The 18733-nt window shown below is 72.2% G+C and carries 17 protein-coding genes, 1 pseudogene and 2 riboswitches; of the genes and pseudogenes, 10 read left to right on the forward strand and 8 right to left on the reverse strand.

Going from position 1 to position 18733, the window contains the following annotated elements:
• Positions 1–39 precede the first annotated feature (39 nt).
• Both ACSU6M_RS05190 and ACSU6M_RS05195 read right to left on the reverse strand, forming a co-directional pair.
• Entirely contained in the window at positions 40–1044 is a 1005-nt protein-coding gene (locus tag ACSU6M_RS05190) for an EamA family transporter (RefSeq protein ID WP_437067461.1), read from the reverse strand.
• A gap of 189 nt (positions 1045–1233) precedes the next feature.
• Positions 1234–1794, reverse strand: a complete 561-nt coding sequence (locus ACSU6M_RS05195) for a Clp protease N-terminal domain-containing protein (RefSeq protein ID WP_437067462.1) — start codon at positions 1792–1794, stop codon at positions 1234–1236.
• 199 nt (positions 1795–1993) lie between these two features.
• On the opposite strand from ACSU6M_RS05195, the gene ACSU6M_RS05200 reads away from it, so the two are divergent.
• Both ACSU6M_RS05200 and ACSU6M_RS05205 read left to right on the forward strand, forming a co-directional pair.
• Positions 1994–2182 (forward strand): hypothetical protein, encoded by a 189-nt coding sequence (locus tag ACSU6M_RS05200; RefSeq protein ID WP_437075460.1) that lies wholly within the window; start codon positions 1994–1996, stop codon positions 2180–2182.
• Positions 2183–2286: 104 nt separating this feature from the next.
• Complete coding sequence (locus ACSU6M_RS05205) at positions 2287–2715, forward strand: type II toxin-antitoxin system Rv0910 family toxin (protein ID WP_437067464.1); 429 nt, start codon at positions 2287–2289, stop codon at positions 2713–2715.
• A 122-nt stretch (positions 2716–2837) separates the two neighbouring features.
• Here ACSU6M_RS05205 and ACSU6M_RS05210 read toward each other — a convergent pair whose 3' ends face one another.
• A complete protein-coding gene (locus tag ACSU6M_RS05210; RefSeq protein ID WP_437067465.1) occupies positions 2838–3464 on the reverse strand; it encodes a PadR family transcriptional regulator in 627 nt (208 codons plus the stop codon).
• 153 nt (positions 3465–3617) lie between these two features.
• On the opposite strand from ACSU6M_RS05210, the gene ACSU6M_RS05215 reads away from it, so the two are divergent.
• Positions 3618–4427, forward strand: coding sequence for a PhzF family phenazine biosynthesis protein (locus tag ACSU6M_RS05215; RefSeq protein WP_437067466.1), 810 nt, complete (start codon positions 3618–3620; stop codon positions 4425–4427).
• An 81-nt stretch (positions 4428–4508) separates the two neighbouring features.
• Here the strand turns inward: ACSU6M_RS05215 and ACSU6M_RS05220 are convergent, their stop codons facing one another.
• The gene (locus ACSU6M_RS05220) at positions 4509–5309 is read right to left on the reverse strand and encodes a CPBP family intramembrane glutamic endopeptidase (protein ID WP_437067468.1); all 801 of its coding nucleotides are present in this window, start codon (positions 5307–5309) and stop codon (positions 4509–4511) included.
• A 144-nt stretch (positions 5310–5453) separates the two neighbouring features.
• Positions 5454–6971 (reverse strand): glutamate--cysteine ligase, encoded by a 1518-nt coding sequence (locus ACSU6M_RS05225; protein ID WP_437067470.1) that lies wholly within the window; start codon positions 6969–6971, stop codon positions 5454–5456.
• 566 nt (positions 6972–7537) lie between these two features.
• Here ACSU6M_RS05225 and ACSU6M_RS05230 point away from each other — a divergent pair.
• The 6 genes from ACSU6M_RS05230 (at position 7538) to ACSU6M_RS05255 (ending at position 12370) form a co-directional block, all read left to right on the forward strand.
• Positions 7538–8128, forward strand: coding sequence for a hypothetical protein (locus tag ACSU6M_RS05230; RefSeq protein WP_437067471.1), 591 nt, complete (start codon positions 7538–7540; stop codon positions 8126–8128).
• Positions 8129–8557: 429 nt separating this feature from the next.
• The gene (locus tag ACSU6M_RS05235; RefSeq protein ID WP_437067473.1) at positions 8558–8764 is read left to right on the forward strand and encodes a DUF5999 family protein; all 207 of its coding nucleotides are present in this window, start codon (positions 8558–8560) and stop codon (positions 8762–8764) included.
• Between the two features lie 156 nt (positions 8765–8920).
• Entirely contained in the window at positions 8921–9325 is a 405-nt protein-coding gene (locus ACSU6M_RS05240; protein ID WP_437067474.1) for a TOBE domain-containing protein, read from the forward strand.
• A gap of 164 nt (positions 9326–9489) precedes the next feature.
• The gene (modA, locus tag ACSU6M_RS05245) at positions 9490–10296 is read left to right on the forward strand and encodes a molybdate ABC transporter substrate-binding protein (RefSeq protein WP_437067475.1); all 807 of its coding nucleotides are present in this window, start codon (positions 9490–9492) and stop codon (positions 10294–10296) included.
• A complete protein-coding gene (locus tag ACSU6M_RS05250; protein WP_437067477.1) occupies positions 10293–11126 on the forward strand; it encodes an ABC transporter permease in 834 nt (277 codons plus the stop codon). The genes modA and ACSU6M_RS05250 overlap by 4 nt, the downstream gene beginning before the upstream one ends.
• A 173-nt stretch (positions 11127–11299) precedes the next feature.
• A complete protein-coding gene (locus ACSU6M_RS05255) occupies positions 11300–12370 on the forward strand; it encodes an ABC transporter ATP-binding protein (protein ID WP_437067479.1) in 1071 nt (356 codons plus the stop codon).
• A 92-nt stretch (positions 12371–12462) separates the two neighbouring features.
• Here ACSU6M_RS05255 and gcvP read toward each other — a convergent pair whose 3' ends face one another.
• Positions 12463–15348, reverse strand: coding sequence for an aminomethyl-transferring glycine dehydrogenase (gene gcvP, locus ACSU6M_RS05260; protein ID WP_437067481.1), 2886 nt, complete (start codon positions 15346–15348; stop codon positions 12463–12465).
• A 63-nt stretch (positions 15349–15411) separates the two neighbouring features.
• Positions 15412–15527, reverse strand: a riboswitch (glycine riboswitch).
• Positions 15528–15621: riboswitch (glycine riboswitch) on the reverse strand.
• Positions 15622–15743: 122 nt separating this feature from the next.
• On the opposite strand from gcvP, the gene ACSU6M_RS05265 reads away from it, so the two are divergent.
• The gene (locus tag ACSU6M_RS05265) at positions 15744–16118 is read left to right on the forward strand and encodes a PRC-barrel domain-containing protein (RefSeq protein WP_437067482.1); all 375 of its coding nucleotides are present in this window, start codon (positions 15744–15746) and stop codon (positions 16116–16118) included.
• 255 nt (positions 16119–16373) lie between these two features.
• On the opposite strand, the pseudogene ACSU6M_RS05270 reads toward ACSU6M_RS05265, so the two are convergent.
• Both ACSU6M_RS05270 and ACSU6M_RS05275 read right to left on the reverse strand, forming a co-directional pair.
• Positions 16374–17777 (reverse strand): annotated as a pseudogene (locus ACSU6M_RS05270) (DNA polymerase IV); the annotation flags it as partial.
• A gap of 131 nt (positions 17778–17908) precedes the next feature.
• Entirely contained in the window at positions 17909–18592 is a 684-nt protein-coding gene (locus ACSU6M_RS05275) for a MerR family transcriptional regulator (RefSeq protein ID WP_437067484.1), read from the reverse strand.
• Between the last annotated feature and the right edge of the window lie 141 nt (positions 18593–18733).

Raw genomic sequence — 18733 nt, forward strand, 5'->3', positions numbered from 1 at the left:
AACCCGCCTGCCCGCCAGTCCGCCAGTCCGCCAGTCCGCCTACGAGACCGTCCGCCCCGCAGCCGGTTCCCGCTCCGGCTCACCGCTCGCCACCACCTCGGCGGACGCCTTCGCCGGCGTCGAGGACTGCGCGATGAAGGCACCCACCAGCACGACCACACCACCGGCGATCTGCGGGGCCGACAGGTGCTCGCCCAGCAGCACCCAGGCCAGCACGGTGGCGATGACCGCCTCCAGACAGGCCACCACGCCCGCGACCTGCGGTGACAGCCTGCGCACCGCGAGCACCCCGGTGATGTAGGCGACGACCGTGGCGACCAGCACGATCCAGGCGAGCAGGACCGCGGCGGGGACACTGCTGCCGTTCATGGCCGCGCTGCCGCTCAGCACCGACCAGTCCATGCCCCACGGCCGGGCGACCACCGTCAGCACCAGGGCGCCGATCAGCAGCCCGTAGGCGATGACACCGAGCGGGTCGGGTGCCTCCTCGCCGGAGTCGCTGCCCTGGTCGGACAGGACGAAGTAGCCGACCTGGCAGCAGGCGGCGCCCAGCGCCAGCAGTAGACCCAGGGCGTCGAAGCCCAGTCCGGCCCACACCTCCACCACACAGGCCAGCCCGCCGACCGCGAGCACCACACCGAGCGCCGCGGCCCGCGTCACCGGACGCCGCTGCACGAACCGCACCCAGCCCAGCACCAGGGCGGGCGCGAGGTACTCCACCAGCAGCGCGACCCCGACCGGGATCCGGGAGATCGCGGCGAAGTAGCATGCCTGCACACCGGCCACGGCCAGCAGCCCGAACCCGGCGAGCAGCGCGGGGCGGCGCCGCAGCAGCGCACGGTGGCGCCAGGCCAGCGGCAGCATCACCAGCGCCGCGCCGGCCACCCGCAGCCAGACCACGTGCAGCGGCTCCAGACCCGCCTCGATCAACGGCTTGGCCGCGACTCCGGACCCGCCGAACGCGACCGCCGACCCCAGGGCGAGCCCCAGCCCGACACCCTTGCCGTGGCTGCCCGCACCGCTCTTCGTCGTAAGCACCGGCACATGATGACAGGCGATGACATGAGCGTCATCCCCATTGACACCTGTCTCACGCTACGGACGGAGGGGCACCCTCCGCCGCTCAGCACCCCGCCTCGCCCCGCTCAGCACCCCACCTCACCCCGCTCAGGACCGGGCCTCGCCCGACTCAGCACCCCACCTCGCCCCGCTCAGAACCCCACCTCGCCCCGCTCAGCACCCCGCCTCGCCCCACTCGGCGTACTCCCCGGACCGCCCCCGCAGACCCTCCACGCGCAGGAACAGCTCACGGGCGTCGATCCCGGCGCGGCTCAGCACCTCGACGGCACGTGCCTGCGGATCCGCCAGCACACCGGCGAGCAGGTCGAGACAGCGCGGCGGCCCGTCACCGAACCGGACGGCACGCGCGCGTGCGTGCTCCAGCGCGGCGGAGGCGAGCGGCGAGTACCCGTCCACCCCGCTCACCACCGGAACGGCACCGGAGTCCTCCACGCGGCCCTGCCAGCGCAGCCCGTAGCCGATGCTGCGCTGCACGAGATAGCCGAGGAGCCGGGCCACCTGCGCCTCCCCCTCGAAGGCCGCGCACACCTCGGGGTCGGACTCCAGCAGCGAGTGCAGCAGATGGGCGGTGTCGATCTGCCGGTCCCCGTCCCGCAGCGCTCTTCTGCGCGCACCGGCCAGCACCGCGACGAGCTCGGCACCGAGCCCGGCATCGTTGCCGGCGAGGGCGCCGGCCTGGTCACCGGCCGGCTGCCGGGGGATACGGGGTTGCACATCCTCCACCCCATCAGTCCCGACCGCCGGGGTCATCCCCGGCGGGAAGCATTCTCGCGTCCCACGGGGAGTGGACACCGGTGCCCGGGATCTCCTCCTTGGGGATGAGATCCCGCCACAGTTCCGCAAGGGGCGCGCGCCGGTTTGCCTCACGCCCCACAGGCAACCGCGGGCCACCCCCGGCTCGTCCCTCCCTTACGTGGAGAGCGGTTGCTGGCTGGTGGAGCTTCCGGCCGTCGACGGCAGGCAGTACGTGTACCGGGTGTACGCCCCGGAGGACGCACTGCTGGCCGACCTGTTCTGGGAGGCATGGCACTGCCACGACGAGGGCCCCCATCCCCGCGCCTGGGACCTGTTCGACGCGGCGGTGATACGCAAGGTGGGCTGAGGCGGTCCCGGCGTCACGACATCTGACGGCCCATCAGTATTGAAGGTTCGCACCTCCGGGGCTACGTTCCGCGGCACCGCAGCCCGACGCGAAGAGGTGGTCGCATGGCCGAAGTCAGCGCTTGTGCACGGATCGAGGCACCCGCGGAGAAGGTGTGGGCCCAGCTCACCGACTGGTCCGCCTACGGCGAGTGGAACGCGACGCACACCGGCTTCCCCGCGGGCGCGCCCGGGATCCTGGCGGTGGGCACGACGTACACAGAGAACATGAAGCTCATGGGCTTCCCGGCCGAGGTCGAGTGGACCGTGGAGGAACTGGAAGCGGCCCGGCTGCTGGCGATCCGGGGCAAGGGCCCGATGGCGGTGAGCCTCGCCACGCGCTACACCCTCACTCCGCAGGGCGAGGCCACCTCGCTGCGCATCGACGGGGAGTTCACGGGAGCGGCCGTCTCCCTGATGGCGGGCCGCCTCAAGGACTCGGCGACGGCGGCCCTGGAGGAGTCGCTGCGCAGACTGGGCGCCCTGGTGACCTGAGGGGCACGCCGGGCACACGCGAGGGCGCCCCGCGCCGAACGGCACGGGGCGCCCTGACCTCCGTAGTGCGAGGGAGGCCGACCTCCGCAGCGCGAGGGAGGCGTATCGACGACGTATCGGCGTCAGTCCTCGTCGGCGAGGATGAGGTACAGCTTCTTGCGGGCCTCGTTGACGACCGCCAGCGCCTTGTCGCGCTGTTCCTTGCTGCCGGTCCGCCAGACCTGCCCGAATGCCTCCATCAGCCCGAACCCGGCCTGCCGGATCTCCCCCAGGGCTTCCCAGTCGACCCCGCGCCCGGCGTCCTCCCAGGGGGCCTCGGAGCCCTCCTCGGCCGCCGCGCGACCGGCGTCGGTGAGGGAGAACAGCTTCTTCCCGCCGTCGCTCTCACTGACGATCAGCCCCTCGTCCTCCAGCAGCTGGAGGGTCGGGTAGACCGATCCGGGACTGGGCCGCCAGGCCCCGCCACTGCGCTCGGCGATCTCCTGGATCATCTCGTACCCGTGCATCGGCCGGTCCCTGAGCAGAGCCAGAATCGACGCCCGTACATCCCCGCGCCGCGCCCTCCCCCGGGGACCGCCGCGCCCGCGGCCTCCCCAGGGTCCCGGACCGAAGCCGGGGCCGAACCCCGGCCCTCCATGACCGCCGGGCCCGAACGGACCGAAGGCCGCCCGCTGCCCCTCGAAGCCGTGCCCGCCCCGCGAGAAGGGGCCGCCCTGCCGATGTCCGCGCTCGAAACCATGGGTGCGCATCGTCACCACTCCATTCACTCGTTGATCTGTCGCGTATCGTTCGCGATGCTTCAACGATATATCGGAACACTTCTTACGACAACCCCCGACCGGTCCAGAGGCCCGGAATTGGCATTGGCCTGCGGCTTTGCGATCCCTCTACCGTTCGTGCCCATGCGGATTCGAATCGTCGACGCCTTCACCGACCGCCCCTTCGCGGGCAACCCGGCCGGAGTCCTGCTCCTGGACGCCTTCCCGGAGGACGACCGGCTCCAGGACATCGCGCAGGAGGTGAACCACGCCGAGACGGCCTTCGCGCACCCCCTCCCCGAGGGCGGTGACGCCGACTGGGCGCTGCGCTGGTTCACGCCCGTCGCCGAGGTGGCCATGTGCGGTCACGCCACCCTGGCCACCGCCCACGTCCTGCACACCACGGGCGCCCACCGGGGCCCGGTGCGGTTCGCCACCCGCAGCGGGGTCCTCGTCGCGACGCCCGGCGAGGACGGCTGGATCACCCTGGACTTCCCGACCGCCCCGCTCACCCGCGTCGACATCCCCGACGGCATCGCCGAGGCCCTCGGCGCCGCACCGCTCGGCACCTTCGACACCGGCCCGAACGTCGGCGACCTGCTCGTCGAACTCCCCGACGAGAAGACGGTCCTCGGCCTGACCCCCGACCACAAGGCCCTCGCCCGCCACTCCACCCGCGGCGTCATCGCCACGGCCCGCGCCGAGAAACCGTCCGGCGACCACGACTTCGTGTCCCGCTGCTTCTTCCCCAACGTCGGCATCGACGAGGACCCGGTCACCGGCAGCGCCCACACCGCGCTCGCCCCCTTCTGGTCCGAGCGCCTCGGCCGTACCGACCTGACCGGCCTCCAGGCGTCCCCCCGCTCCGGCCTGGTCCGCACCCGCCTCACCGGCGACCGCACCCTGCTGACCGGCCGCGCGGTCACGACGATCGACGGCGAACTGCTCGTCTGACAGCAAGCAGAAGAACTGCTCGCGTGACAGCGAACAGAAAGGGGGCGTACGACGATGCCGTACGCCCCCTTCCTCACGCCCTCACGCCGTCGGCAGCCAGTCCACCTTCCCGGCCAGCAGCCCGTACCCCACGAAGGCCCCGATGTCGAGCAGCGAGTGCGCCACGACCAGCGGCCCCACCCGGCCCCAGCGCCGGTAGAGGTACACGAACACCACCCCCATCACCAGGTTGCCGATGAAGCCGCCGATGCCCTGGTAGAGGTGGTAGGAGCCGCGCAGCACGGAGCTGGCCATCAGCGAACGCCCCGGCGACCAGCCCAACTGGTCCAGCCGGCGCAGCAGATAGGCGACGACGATCACCTCCTCCAGGACGGAGTTCTGGATCGCCGAGAGGACGAGCACCGGATACTTCCACCACACCTCGGGCAGGGCCTCGGGCACCACGGTCAGGTTGAAGCCGAGGGCGCGGGCGGCGAGGTAGAAGGCGATGCCGGTGCTGCCGATCACCGCGGCGATCGCGGCGCCGCGGCCCAGGTCGGGCCAGGGCCGGGTGCGGTCGAAGCCGAGGGTGCGCAGGCTGTGGCCCTCGCGCAGCAGGAAGTGCGCGACGAGCGCGACCGGTACGAGGGCCGTGGTGATGCCGAACAGCTGCCAGGCCAGGTCCAGCCAGGGCCGGCCCGGCGCGGCCGAGGCGTTGAGGGTGGCCGCCTGGTCCTTCAGCCCGCCCGGCCTGGTGACCGACCCGACGAAACTGATCAGCGCGGAGACCCCGCTCGCGCCGAGCGACAGCGCCAGCACGAGCAGTGTCTCGTCCCGCAGAATCCGCCGGGACAGCCCCTCTCCCGCCACCGGTCCGCCCACCGGCCCCACGTCCGCCCGCACACCAGCCTCCCGCCGCGCTCACCCGTACGTCGCCCCATCATCACCTGCCGGAACAGCGGCAAAGACCACGGGGCACGAGAGGGCACGGCGACAGCGGCCCGGGGCACAGAAGTCACCAGCGCGCAAGCGGCACCGCTGCGGGCGTCATCCCAGTCGCGCGGGCTCCGGCAGACCCACCGGCCATGTGTGCACCGGCTCGCCCTGCCGCATCAGCTCGCTGTAGCGCCGGGTGGTCGCGGCCAGCGCCTCCGGCCGCGTCAGCCCGGACTCCAGGGCCTTGTGGAAGGTGGCGACCTGCCAGGAGGCTCCGTTGACGCGCCGCCGGCAACGCTCGTCGATCACCCCGAGATACAGATCGCGGTCGGCCGGCTCCACCCCCCACGCGTCCAGCCCGGCCGCGGCGAGCGGCAGCAGTTCGTCGCGTACGAGGGTGACGGCGTCGATCTCGCCGACACCGCCGTAGCGACCGCGCCGCGGCCAGCGCAGACGGGCGTCGATGCCGAGGCGGCAGGCGGCGTCGAAGTTGGCGGCCGCCGCCTCGAACGGCAGCCTGGTCCACACCGGCCGCGCCTCCTCGGCCAGCGCCCGCACCAGTCCGTAGTAGAAGGCGGCGTTGGCGACGACGTCCGTGACGGTGGGTCCGGCGGGCAGCACACGGTTCTCCACGCGCAGGTGCGGGACGCCGTCGGCGATGCCGTAGACCGGCCGGTTCCAGCGGTAGACGGTGCCGTTGTGCAGGACGAGCTCCCCGAGGCGCGGGACGCCGCCGGCGTCGAGCACCTCCAGCGGGTCCTCCTCGTCGCAGATCGGCAGCAGCGCCGGGAAGTAGCGCAGGTTCTCCTCGAACAGCTCGTACGCCGAGCCGATCCAGCGCTCCCCGAACCAGGTGCGCGGCCGCACGCCCTGGGCCTGGAGCTCGGGCGGGCGCGTGTCGGTGGACTGCAGGAACAGCGGCGGGCGCGACTCGCGCCACAGCTCACGGCCGAACAGGAACGGCGAGTTGGCGCCGACGGCTATCTGCGGAGCGACGGCCACCTGGGCGGCGTTCCACACATCGGCGAACCGGGCCGGGGTGACCTGGAGATGCAGTTGTACGGAGGTGCAGGCGGCCTCGGGGACTATGGAGGTGGACGTGCACGTCAGGCGCTCCACCCCGTCGATGTCCAGCGTGAAGTCCTCGCCGCGGGCCGCGACGATCTGGTCGTTGAGCAGCGTGTAGCGGTCCGCTGCGGAGAGATTCGCGGACACCAGGTGCTCGTGCTCCAGGGTGGGCAGAATCCCGATCATCACGATCCCGGCGTCGAGTTCCGCCGCTTTCCGGTGGGCATATGCCAGCCCGATGCGGAGTTCTTCGGCGAGCCGGTCGAAAACCCGCCCGCCGAGCCGGTGCGGAGCGATGTTCACCTCAAGATTGAACGTGGCGAGTTCCGTTTGGAAATCCTGGCTCGCGATCCGTTCCAGGACTTGCGCATTCAACATTCGCGGCATGCCGTCGGACCCCGCGAGATTCAATTCGATCTCCAGACCCATGAGGTTCTTGGGCCGGTCGAACCGCTTCTCCTCCAGCAGCCGCTCCAGCCCCCTCAGGCACCGCCGGAGCTTGTCCCGGTAGCGCTGCCGATCGGACAGGTCGAACGCGCCTGCCACGACCTTCTCCCCCATCGAAGCGTCCCTCCTCGGATGGGCGGGCCGAGGAACCGGCCGCCGGGTCTGGGTCAGGGGGGATGATGCCCAGCCCGAGCGATCCATAACGCCCCCGCGGCCGCCCTCGTACCGCTACTCTCGTACCACGGGCCACGGCGCGACAGGGGCACATTCCACCGGCAAGCCGCACCCCGCACTTTCCGAAGCCGTTGACTCGTGAAAAACGCCGACGAGAATCGGCCGACCGCGTGAGGTGTGAAGCCCGAGGTCATCGGCTTGCAATGGACGGGGAATGGGTATGATTCCCGCATTCCACCGACCGAATTGTCCCTTGCCGGACTTCACGGTAACCGCTAGAAGAAACATCGACTGAACATTTGTCGTATAAACTCCGCCCACAAGGCAGAAGGTTGGCGCCCGCGGTCGCACGGACCTGCCGTCGAGCCGGTATCCGGCAAGACCGCCCACCCCCGCGTCACAGACCCTGGCCTCCGCCTCTCTGACCTCGTGAGCAGACAGCGTCGTCCGCCCCGCACCGCCCCGCCCTCGCGCCACCCTGCCTGTCGAATGAGAGGCGACCCACCATGCCGCTGCATGTCCCCGAGGCTCCCGCGCCCGCGCTCCGTTCCGTCCTCACGGCCCTCGGTTCCCCCACCGCCGTCCGTGAGGCCCCGACCCCGTCCCTGCGCAGCGCACCGGGACCCGTGACACCCGAACTCCCCCTGCCGGTACACGTCCTGGAGGGGATCACCGCCACGGGCGCGCCCGCCACCAGGCTGGCCGGCTGGCGCTTCCTGATCTTCAGCGGAGAGCATGCCCTGGCCGCCGCCGAGACCAGGCTGACCCCGGACGGCTGGGCGTTCGCCCACTTCTTCGAGGGCCCCTACATCGCCTCCACCGAGCGGGCGTTGCGCCAGGCCGAGAGCCTGCCCCAGGCGTACCAGCCGCGTCTGCTCTCCATTCCCGGCCTGTACATGCTGACGCTGTGGCTGCACGGCGACTGCGCGGCCGACGGCTCCACCGGCGGACCCCGGCCCACCGATCTGCTGGTCCCCCTCGCCCCCGCCCCGCCGGGCATCGCGGCCCACCGGCCGCACCAGGTCGCCGAGTTGCTGCCCCTGCTCACCCGCCGGGTCACGCCCACCGCGCCGCCCCTGATGGGCTCGCCTGCCTGAGCCCCTGCCGCCACTCCCCCGCCCCGCCGCACCCGTCCGTGCGGCGGGGCCCGCTCTTGCTCCGCGCGCCGGGCGCACTCTCGGTTCGCCCGGCGGGGCCCGGCCTCGGCTCGCCCGCCCACTCGTCCGAGCGGAGCGGAGCTCCTACGAGCCCGCGCGCCGCCCACCACCCACCCGGACTAGCCATTTGCGGCCACCAGGAACCATCCGAAAGGACCGTGCAGTTGACGTGAACCGTCCGCGCGGGTGACCGCGTCCTCAACCTGTGAGAAGCGGTGCTGCGAAATCCCTGCGGATCGACGCCCGTGGGGCAACACTTGGTTCCGGACCGACTTATCACAACGGGGGGCGGCCATGAACGACACACCACGCCGCGGGACAGACACCACAGCCAACTCACCCACCACGACAGAGCGAAAGATCCCACCCATGTGCCAGCACCAGCCACCGTGCCCTTCCGCCGACTCCGCCGACCGGGAATCCGCCCGCCTCGTGGCGGCTCACCCTGAGCAGGGTTGGAGCCTGCTGTGCAACGGCGTCGTCGTCTTCGAGGACACCGGTGAGCTCCTGCCGGACGGCCAGATCATCGCCCCGCACCGCCCGCTGGACGCCAGCAGGGTGGCGACAGCCGCCTGAGCAGGTCGGGCGCCCGTCGCCCGACGCACCCAGGGGCCGGCCGCGGCACTCCACCGCGCACCGGCCCCGATCCATGTGTCCGTCGCTTCACCCCGGACGGCGCCCGACGACCGGTGGTGGCGCCGGCGCCGGACGGCGTCGGCATATCGTGCGGGCATGCAGTCCTACACCATCGGCCAGGCCGCCCGGCTGCTCGGCGTGAGCCCCGACACCGCCCGCCGCTGGGCCGACGCCGGCCGCGTGGCCACCCACCGCGACGACAGCGGACGCCGCCTCATCGACGGCAGGGACCTCGCCGCGTTCTCCGTGGAGCTGGCCCAGGCCGCCCCGGCCGCCACCGACGCCGACGAGCCCCCGTACACCTCGGCCCGCAACGCCTTCCCCGGCATCGTCACCGCGATCAAGCTCGGCGATGTGGCCGCCCAGGTGGAGATCCAGGCGGGCCCCCACCGGCTGGTCTCCCTGCTGACCCGCGAGGCCGTGGAGGAGCTGGGCCTGGAGGTCGGCATGGAGGCGACGGCCCGCGTGAAGTCGACAAACGTCCATATCGACCGCACCTGACGGCCGTACGACCGCCCCCGCATGTGCGGACCCACACCCCGTCGAACCCTCGCTCATGCGATGCTCCAGCAGACTTTCAGCCCGCATCTGCGTCAGTATGATCGCCGTATCGGCCGGGCCGCTGAGGCGTGCCCGGTCCCGGAAGTGACGACAGGAGTGGACCTGTGCCGACCCGCCGAACGCCTCTCGCCGTGACGCCCGCCCGGGTACGGACGGTCGCGGCCGGCTCCGCCGCACTGCTGGCCCTGACGGCGTGCTCCTCGTCGGCGGAGTCCGACGGGGCGGGCTCCGAGGTCTCCGGCACGGTCACCGTCTTCGCGGCCGCCTCCCTCAAGGAGAGCTTCACCGAGCTCGGCGAACGCTTCGAGGAGCGGTACCCGGGCACCCAGGTCACCTTCAGCTTCGGCGGCAGCGACTCGCTCGCCGCCAGCATCACCGGAGGTGCCCCCGCCGATGTCTTCGCGGCGGCCGGCCCCAGCACCATGGCGGTCGTCCGGGACGCGGACGCCACCGCCGGCGCCCCCGTGACCTTCGTCCGCAACCAGCTCCAGATCGCCACCCTGCCGGGCAACCCGGACCGGATCACCTCCCTGAAGGACCTCACCCGGCCGGGCCTGAAGGTCGTCCTGTGCGACAAGGAGGTGCCGTGCGGCTCGGCCGCACAGAAGGCCCTCGACTCCGGCGGTGTGAAGCTCACCCCCGTCTCCTACGAGCAGGACGTCAAGGGCGCCCTGATGAAGGTCCAGCTGAAGGAGGCGGACGCCGCGCTCGTCTACCGGACGGACGTGAAGGCGGCGGGCGACAAGGTGCAGGGCGTGTCCTTCCCGGAGTCCGCCGAGGCGATCAACGACTATCCGATCGCCGTACTCAAGGACGCCCGCAACGCCGAAGCCGCGAGGGCCTTCATCACCCTGGTGAGGTCCGCGGAGGGCCGGCGGGTACTGACCGAAGCGGGATTCCTGCAGCCGTGACACCGCAAGACGCCCAGCCCACCACACCGGGGAGACCCGCGCCCCGCCCGGCGCACCGGGTCCCCCTCGCCCTGCTCGTCCCGGCCCTGCTGGGCCTGGCGTTCCTCCTGCTCCCCCTCCTCGCGCTGCTCGTCCGCACACCCTGGAGCACCCTGCCGGACCAGCTGAGCAGCCCCGAGGTCTGGCAGGCACTGCGCCTGTCCCTGATCTGCGCGACCGCGGCCACAGCCCTGAGTCTGATCCTCGGCGTACCCCTGGCCTGGCTGCTGGCCCGCACCGACTTCCCCGGCCGCCGCCTCGTACGGGCGCTGGTGACCCTGCCCCTGGTCCTGCCCCCGGTGGTGGGCGGCGTGGCCCTCCTCCTCGCGCTCGGCCGCAACGGCGTGGTCGGCCAGTGGCTCGATACGTGGTTCGGCGTCACGCTCCCGTTCACCACGACCGGCGTGGTGATCGCGGAGACCTTCGTGGCGCTCCCGTTCCTCGTCATCAGCGTCGAGGGCACCCTGCGCGCCGCCGACCCCCGCTACGAGGAGGCCGCCACCACCCTCGGCGCCTCCCGCCTCACGGCCTTCCGCCGCGTCACCCTCCCCCTCATCGCCCCCGGCGTCGCAGCCGGCTCCGTCCTCGCCTGGGCCCGCGCGCTCGGCGAGTTCGGCGCCACCATCACCTTCGCGGGCAACTTCCCCGGCCAGACCCAGACCATGCCCCTGGCCGTCTACCTCGCCCTGCAGAACGACCCGCCCGCCGCCATCGCCCTCAGCCTCGTCCTCCTCACCGTCTCCATCACCGTGCTGGCAGCCCTGAGGGACCGCTGGCTGACCACGCCATGACCCTTCGCGGCAGTGGCCGGCCACCGCGGCCGTACGGGCACCCCGCCGGCGCGCGGGAGCGACATCCACCCCGCCGGGCCGCCCCACCCGCACCATCGACGAACGGACCGGCCCCCGCCGGACCGCACCACCGGACCCCCTGCCACCGGACACCCACTCCCAGGACGCCACCCATGCCCCGCCCCGACACCGCACCCCCGGACAGCCCCGGTCTGGACGCCCACCTCGTCGTAGCCCGCCCCGCCTTCCGCCTGGACATCACCCTCACCGCGGCCCCCGGCGAAGTCCTCGCCCTCCTCGGCCCCAACGGCGCGGGAAAGACCACCGCCCTGCGCGCCCTCGCCGGTCTCACCCGCCTCACCGCCGGCCACCTCCACCTCGACGGCACCCCGCTGCACCACACCCCACCGGAATCCCGCCCGGTGGGCGTCGTCTTCCAGGACTACCTCCTCTTCCCCCACCTCACCGCCCTGGACAACGTCGCCTTCGGCCCCCGCTGCCAGGGCACCCCGAAACCCCAGGCCCGCGCCCAAGCCGCCCAGTGGCTCAGCCGTATGGGCCTCGCCGACCACACCGCCACCAAACCCCGCCACCTCTCCGGCGGCCAGGCCCAACGCGTGGCCCTCGCCCGCGCCCTGGCCGTCCGCCCCCGTCTGCTCCTCCTCGACGAACCCCTCGCCGCCCTCGACGCCCGCACCCGCCTGGACGTCCGCGCCCAGCTCCGCCACCACCTGGCGGACTTCGAGGCGGTGGCCGTCCTCGTCACCCACGACCCCCTCGACGCCATGGTCCTGGCCGACCGCCTGGTCGTGATCGAGGACGGCCTGATCGTCCAGGAAGGCACCCCCTCCGACATCGCCCGCCGCCCCCGCACCGACTACATCGCCCGACTCGTCGGCCTGAACCTCTACCGCGGCGAGGCCGAAGGCCACACCGTCCACCTGGACGCGGGCCCCACCCTGACGACCACCGAACACCTCACCGGCCCCGCCTTCGTCGCCTTCCCCCCGAGCGCCGTCACCCTCTTCCGCGACCACCCCACCGGCTCCAGCGCCCGCAACCTCTGGCGCTGCCGGGTCACCGGCCTGGAGACCCACGGCGACCAGATCCGCGCAGCCCTCACCGGCGACCTCCCCCTCGCCGCCGACCTCACCACGGTCGCCGCGGCCGAACTCGACCTCCACCCCGGCACCGAGGTCTGGGCGACGGTCAAGGCGACCCAGACCCACGCCTACCCGGCATAGCGAAAGGCCCCACCCCCTGAGGGAGGTGGGACCTCTCACCGATCACAGACATCGGCCGACGGGATCACAGACATCGGCCGAAGGCTCAGGCGTCAGTCCTCGTACGCGTCCAGCGGCGGGCAGGAGCACACCAGGTTCCGGTCACCGAACGCCTGGTCGATCCGCCGCACCGGCGGCCAGTACTTGTCGGCCACGGACACCCCGGCCGGGAAGACGGCCTCCTCGCGCCGGTACGCGTGCGTCCACTCCCCACCGAGCGCACCAGCCGTGTGCGGCGCGTTGACCAGCGGGTTGTCGTCCGCCGGCCACTCACCGGCGCCGACCTTCTCGATCTCCGCACGGATCGCGATCATCGCATCGCAGAACCGGTCCAGCTCGGCGAGGTCCTCGGACTCGGTCGGCTCGATCATCAGCGTGCCGGCCACCGGGAAGGACATCGTCGGCGCGTGGAACCCGTAGTCGATGAGCCGCTTGGCGACGTCGTCCACGGACACCCCGGTCGCCTTGGTCAGCGGCCGCAGGTCGATGATGCACTCGTGCGCGACCAGCCCGCCGGGGCCGGTGTAGAGCACCGGGTAGTGGGGCTCAAGGCGCTTGGCGATGTAGTTCGCGGACAGCACGGCCACCTGCGTGGCCCGCTTCAGCCCCTCGCCGCCCATGAGCCGGACATACGCCCACGAGATCGGCAGGATGCCCGCGGAACCCCACGGCGCGGCCGAGATCGGCCCGACACCCGTCTCGGGGCCGGCCGACGGCTGCAGCGGGTGGTTCGGCAGGTACGGCGCCAGGTGGGACCGTACGGCCACCGGACCGACACCGGGGCCACCGCCACCGTGCGGGATGCAGAAGGTCTTGTGCAGGTTCAGGTGCGAGACGTCACCGCCGAAGTGCCCCGGCTTGGCCAGGCCCACCAGCGCGTTCAGGTTGGCACCGTCGACGTACACCTGACCGCCGGCCTCGTGCACCTGCGCGCAGATGTCGGCGACGTGCTCCTCGAACACACCGTGCGTCGACGGGTACGTGATCATCAGCACCGCCAGCTCGTCGCGGTACTGCTCGATCTTCGCCCGCAGGTCCTCGACGTCGATCTCGCCGTCCTCGGCGGTCTTCACCACGACGACCTTCATGCCCGCCATCACGGCGCTCGCGGCGTTGGTGCCGTGCGCGGAGGACGGGATCAGGCACACGGTCCGCTGCTCGTCGCCGTTGGCACGGTGGTAGCCGCGCACGGCGAGCAGACCGGCCAGCTCACCCTGGGAGCCGGCGTTCGGCTGCAGGCTGACCTTGTCGTAGCCGGTGACCTCGGCGAGACGTTCCTCCAGCTCGTGGATCAGCGTGAGGTAGCCCTCGGCCTGCTCCTCCGGCGCGAAGGGGTGCAGCTGACCGAACTCGGGCCAGGTGACCGGCTCCATCTCGGTGGTCGCGTTGAGCTTCATGGTGCAGGAGCCCAGCGGGATCATGCCGCGGTCGAGCGCGTAGTCGCGGTCGGACAGCTTGCGCAGGTAGCGCAGCATCGCGGTCTCGGAGCGGTGCTGGTGGAAGACGGGGTGGGTGAGGTAGTCGTCGGTGCGCAGCAGCGCCTCGGGCAGCGCCTCCCCGGCGACCGCGTCCAGCGCCTCGACGTCGCCCTCGACGCCGAAGGCGGACCAGACGGCCTTCAGCTGCTCGCGCGTGGTGGTCTCGTCGCAGGCGATCGAGACGTGGTCGGCGTCGACCAGGTGCAGGTTGACACCGTTCGCACGCGCCGCGGCGACGACCTCGGCGGCCCGGCCCTCGACGCGTGCCGTCAGCGTGTCGAAGAAGGAGCCGTGGACCAGGTCGACACCCCCGGCGCGAAGCCCCTCCGCCAGGATCCCGGCGTACCGGTGGGTGCGCCGTGCGATCCCCTTCAGCCCCTCGGGGCCGTGGTAGACGGCGTACATCCCGGCCATCACCGCGAGCAGCACCTGCGCGGTGCAGATGTTGCTGGTGGCCTTCTCCCGGCGGATGTGCTGCTCACGCGTCTGCAGCGCCAGCCGGTACGCCTTGTTCCCGTCCGCGTCCACGGACACGCCCACCAGTCGGCCGGGCAGGCTGCGCGCCATCTTCTCCTGCACCGCCATGTAACCGGCGTGCGGCCCGCCGAAGCCCATGGGCACACCGAAGCGCTGCGTCGTGCCGACCGCGATGTCCGCGCCCAGCTCGCCCGGCGACTTCAGCAGCGTCAGCGCGAGCAGATCGGCGGCGACGGTGACCAGCGCGCCCAGCTCGTGCGCCTGGTCGATGACCGGCTTGATGTCCCGTACGGCACCGGAGGCGCCCGGGTACTGGATCAGCACGCCGTTGATCTCACGCGCGGCGAGGTCGGCAGGGATGCCCTCGCTCAGGTCGGCGACGACGACCTCGACGCCGGTCGGCTCGGCGCGGGTCTCGATCACGGCGATGGTCTGCGGCAGCGCGTCCGCGTCGACCAGGAAGAGGCCCTTCTTGTTCTTCCCCATCCGCCGGGACAGCGCCATGGCCTCGGCCGCGGCGGTGCCCTCGTCGAGCAGCGAGGCGCCGGAGGTCGGCAGCCCGGTCAGCTCGGCGACCATGGTCTGGAAGTTCAGCAGGGCCTCGAGCCGCCCCTGGGAGATCTCCGGCTGGTAGGGCGTGTACGCCGTGTACCAGGCCGGGTTCTCCATGACATTGCGCAGGATGACGGGCGGCGTGAAGGTGCCGTAGTAGCCGAGCCCGATCATGGAACCGAGGACCTGGTTGCGGTCGGCCAGCGAGCGCAGCTCGGCCAGCACCTCCGCCTCGCTGCGCGCGCCCGGCAGGTCGAGGGCGTCGGCGTTCTTGATCACGTCCGGCACGGCTGCGGCGGTGAGCTCGTCGAGCGATCCGTAGCCGACCTGCGCGAGCATCTTGGCCCGCGCCTCGGGGTCGGGTCCGATGTGGCGCTGCTCGAAGGGGATCCCCGTCTCCAGCTGGGAGAGCGGAATGCGGTGGGCGGTCATATTGCGGAGGCCTCCTGGTCCGACGCGACCCTTGAAGGGCACCACGGGGCGGGTACCCGAGCGGCCTCCCCCTCTGTCATCTCGACCTGAGAGCTTCACCGGGCTGCCCGACGGGCCGCCGGCTTTCACCGTCGGTGAGGGCGGAGGTCGTCGACACCCGCCCTGCTTTCCAGAGTGACCTCGCCCGTGCGGTACGTGTGCCTGAGAGATTCCGGGGAGGATTTGCTCCTTCGGCGCCTCCGATGGTCCGGAGGACTCTCCCGCACAGGTTCAACAGCCGTCGGCCAGCCTACCAGCGAGGTCAACGGCCGAGGATTTCGAGTGGCCGCCTTATCCAGTTTGCTCTTTTGTAGTGGTGAGGGATGTGTCGTGAGTCGAGAGCCAGTGGAGGGACCGTGCAGACCGATATCGATCCGCGCAACCTGATCGGCCGCAAGGCGTTCGACCGCAACGGCACCAAGATCGGCACGATCGACGAGGTGTACCTCGACGACGCGACCGGTGTGCCGGAATGGGCGGCCATACGCACCGGGCTGTTCTCCAGAGACGCCTTCGTCCCCCTGGAGCCCAGTGAACTGATCGAGGGCACGCTCCACGTCCCCTTCGACCGAGCGCTCATCAAGGACGCCCCCGACTTCGGCGTCGGCCGCCATCTCTCGCCGGAGCAGGAGCTCCAGCTCTACCACCACTACGGCCTGGACGTCGCCGCTCCCCCGCCGCCGGAGGACCGCGACTTCGGGAACGTGGCCGGCAGGGACGAGCCCCAGTGACCCCGGCCGCCCACCCGTAGGCCCTCACCACGCCTACCCGGCCCGGTCCCCGGGCACGGGCAACCCGGCATGCCCCGGACCGCCTCCCGGCCGCACAGGCGCCGCCGCGCCTCCTGCGCCGCCTCCCGACCCCGCGGGCGTCACCGCGTCCCCGGAACCGCCCCCGGCCTCCCTAGGCCCGCCCCCGGCCGCGACGGGCGCCTCAGCCTCCCCAGAACCTTCCCCGGCTGCCAGGGGCATCCCCGCCTCCCCAGGCCCGCCCCCGGCCGCAACAGCAGCCTCAGCCTCCCCGGAACCGCCCCCGGCCGCGTCACCGGGGAACACCGCCCCACCGGGAACCAACGGCAGCGGATCCGCCGACACAAGATCCGGATCCTCGATCCGGAACGTCCGCACCCGCCCCGGCTCCGACCCCGGCGTCTCGAACCGCACGGTGACCCTCCCGAGCCCGCTGCCCTGCACCCACCCGTGCCCGTGCTCGGCGTGCCGCACATCGTGCCCCGGAGCCCACCGCCGCTCCCGCTCCTCCGCCGGCTCCCGTGCCCCCTCCTCGGCCGTCTCCTCCTCGAGCGCCTGCTCCCTGTCCCCCGCGGCCTGCGCGAACAGATCCTCCTGGGTGAAGTCGGCCAACCCGCTCACCCCGACGCCGAGCAGCCGCACCCCGCCCGTGGTGTCCACGGCGTCCAGCAGCCGCAACGCGGCCTCCCGGACCACCGCCGGGTCGTCGGTCGGCCCGCGCAGCGTCTCGGACCGGGTCAGCGTGGAGAAGTCGTACCGCCGTACCTTCAGCACGATCGTCCGTCCGGACAGCCCCGCCCCGCGCAGCCTGCGCACGCACCGGTCGGCCAGCCGCTGCACCTCAAGGCCGACCCGCAGCCGGTCGTGGATGTCCACGTCGTAGGTGTCCTCGACGGACACCGACTTCGTCTCCCGCTCGGCCACCACGGGTCGCTCGTCGCGCGCGAGGGCCATGGCGTAGAGGGCCTGCCCGTGCGCCTTGCCGACCAGCCGCACCAGCTCGTCCTCGCCCGCCTCGGCCAGTTCCTCGACCGTGTGGATGCCCGCCCGTCTCAGATGGTCCCCGGTCGCCGGCCCCACCCCCGGCAGGGTCCGCACCGACATCGGCCCCAGCAGCTCGCGCTCGGTCCCCGGCTCGATCAGCACCAGCCCGTCCGGCTTGGCCTGCTCGGAGGCGATCTTCGCCAGCATCTTGGACGCGGCCAGTCCGACGGACCCGGTGAGCCCGGTGGCGGCCCGGATCTCCGCGCGCAGCCGCTCCCCCGCCAGCCGCGCCGAGTCCGCGTCCCAGGCCGCCCCACCGGCCTCCAGGTCCACGAACGCCTCGTCCAGGCTGAGCGGCTCCACCAGCGGCGACAGCGCCCGCAGCAACCCCATCACCTGCTCGCTGATCGCCCGGTACAGCCCGAACCGCGGAGAGAGATACGCGGCGTTCGGCGCGAGCCGGCGCGCCTGGGCCATGGGCATCGCCGAGTGCACCCCGAACACCCGTGCCTCGTACGAGCAGGTCGCCACCACCCCGCGTGGCCCGAGGCCGCCGACGATCACGGCCTTCCCGCGCAGGCTCGGCTTGGACGCCTGCTCCACCGAGGCGAAGAAGGCATCCATGTCGAGATGCAGGATCGTGGGCGCGGTTCTCACATCTCCGATGCTGCACCACACCACTGACAACGCCCGTGCGCAGCCGCCGAGCCCCGGCGGACGGATCGCCCAGTAAGGCACTCGGGGGGACGACCCGGAGGGCACCCAGGCGAATCAGCCCGGAACGGACCTCACACGGCCTTGTTGCGCCGCCGCGCCAGCTCGTCCGCCGGATTGTGCCCGACCAGCGTCTCCCCGGTGTCGACGCGCTCCCCGTGCAGCTGCGACAGCGCGCCCTCCACGTCCCGCCACACCACGCCGACGGCGATCCCGAAGACACCCTGACCGCCCTGCAGCAGGGCGTGCACCTCGTCGGGCGAGGTGCACTCGTAGACGGTGGCGCCGTCGCTCATCAGCGTCATGCGCTCCAGGTCGCGAAACCCGCGCTCGCGCAGATGCTGGACGGCGCTGCGGATGTTCTGCAGCGACACCCCGGTGTCGAGGAACCTCTTGACGATCTTCAGGACGACGACGTCCCGGAAGCTGTACAGCCGCTGCGTCCCCGACCCGTAGGCGGGCCGCACGCTGGGCTCCACCAGTCCGGTGCGCGCCCAGTAGTCCAGTTGGCGGTAGGTGATGCCGGCGGCCGCGCAGGCCGTCGGGCCGCGGTAGCCGATCTCCTCGGACACCCCGGGCACCGCCCCTGCGCCGCCGGGCACAGGCGTGGGCCGCTGCGGACCGTGACCGGACACGCCGCCGTGCGGGGGATACCCCCCGCCCGAACGCAGCCGAGAGCTTGAGGGAGGGTACGGGCCGCCCTCCCCCGGACTGCGTCCAGGGGCACCCCCAGCCGTACCGTCGCCGCTGCTTCTCACGCCGACCTCCGTCCTTGACCTGCCCTCTCGACGGTAGGCAGTCACCAAGGGTGCGTCAACGATCGCCACACTCGGCACGCCGAGTGATAATCACCCCAGGAGTGGTTTCCCGTGCCCCACCGCGGGGAAAGGCTAGCCGAA

It is taken from the genome of Streptomyces sp. enrichment culture (assembly GCF_964272895.1).
Classification (GTDB): Bacteria; Actinomycetota; Actinomycetes; order Streptomycetales; family Streptomycetaceae; genus Streptomyces.

Excerpts from the sequence above, each read along its gene's own strand:
- ACSU6M_RS05205 (WP_437067464.1), top strand. The coding sequence starts at position 2,287 with ATGGCCGAAGTCAGCGCTTGTGCACGGATCGAGGCACCCGCGGAGAAG.
- gcvP (WP_437067481.1), bottom strand. The coding sequence starts at position 15,348 with ATGACCGCCCACCGCATTCCGCTCTCCCAGCTGGAGACGGGGATCCCC.
- ACSU6M_RS05255 (WP_437067479.1), top strand. The coding sequence starts at position 11,300 with ATGCCCCGCCCCGACACCGCACCCCCGGACAGCCCCGGTCTGGACGCC.
- ACSU6M_RS05235 (WP_437067473.1), top strand. The coding sequence starts at position 8,558 with ATGTGCCAGCACCAGCCACCGTGCCCTTCCGCCGACTCCGCCGACCGG.
- ACSU6M_RS05225 (WP_437067470.1), bottom strand. The coding sequence starts at position 6,971 with ATGGGGGAGAAGGTCGTGGCAGGCGCGTTCGACCTGTCCGATCGGCAG.
- ACSU6M_RS05240 (WP_437067474.1), top strand. The coding sequence starts at position 8,921 with ATGCAGTCCTACACCATCGGCCAGGCCGCCCGGCTGCTCGGCGTGAGC.
- ACSU6M_RS05210 (WP_437067465.1), bottom strand. The coding sequence starts at position 3,464 with ATGCGCACCCATGGTTTCGAGCGCGGACATCGGCAGGGCGGCCCCTTC.
- ACSU6M_RS05215 (WP_437067466.1), top strand. The coding sequence starts at position 3,618 with ATGCGGATTCGAATCGTCGACGCCTTCACCGACCGCCCCTTCGCGGGC.
- ACSU6M_RS05230 (WP_437067471.1), top strand. The coding sequence starts at position 7,538 with ATGCCGCTGCATGTCCCCGAGGCTCCCGCGCCCGCGCTCCGTTCCGTC.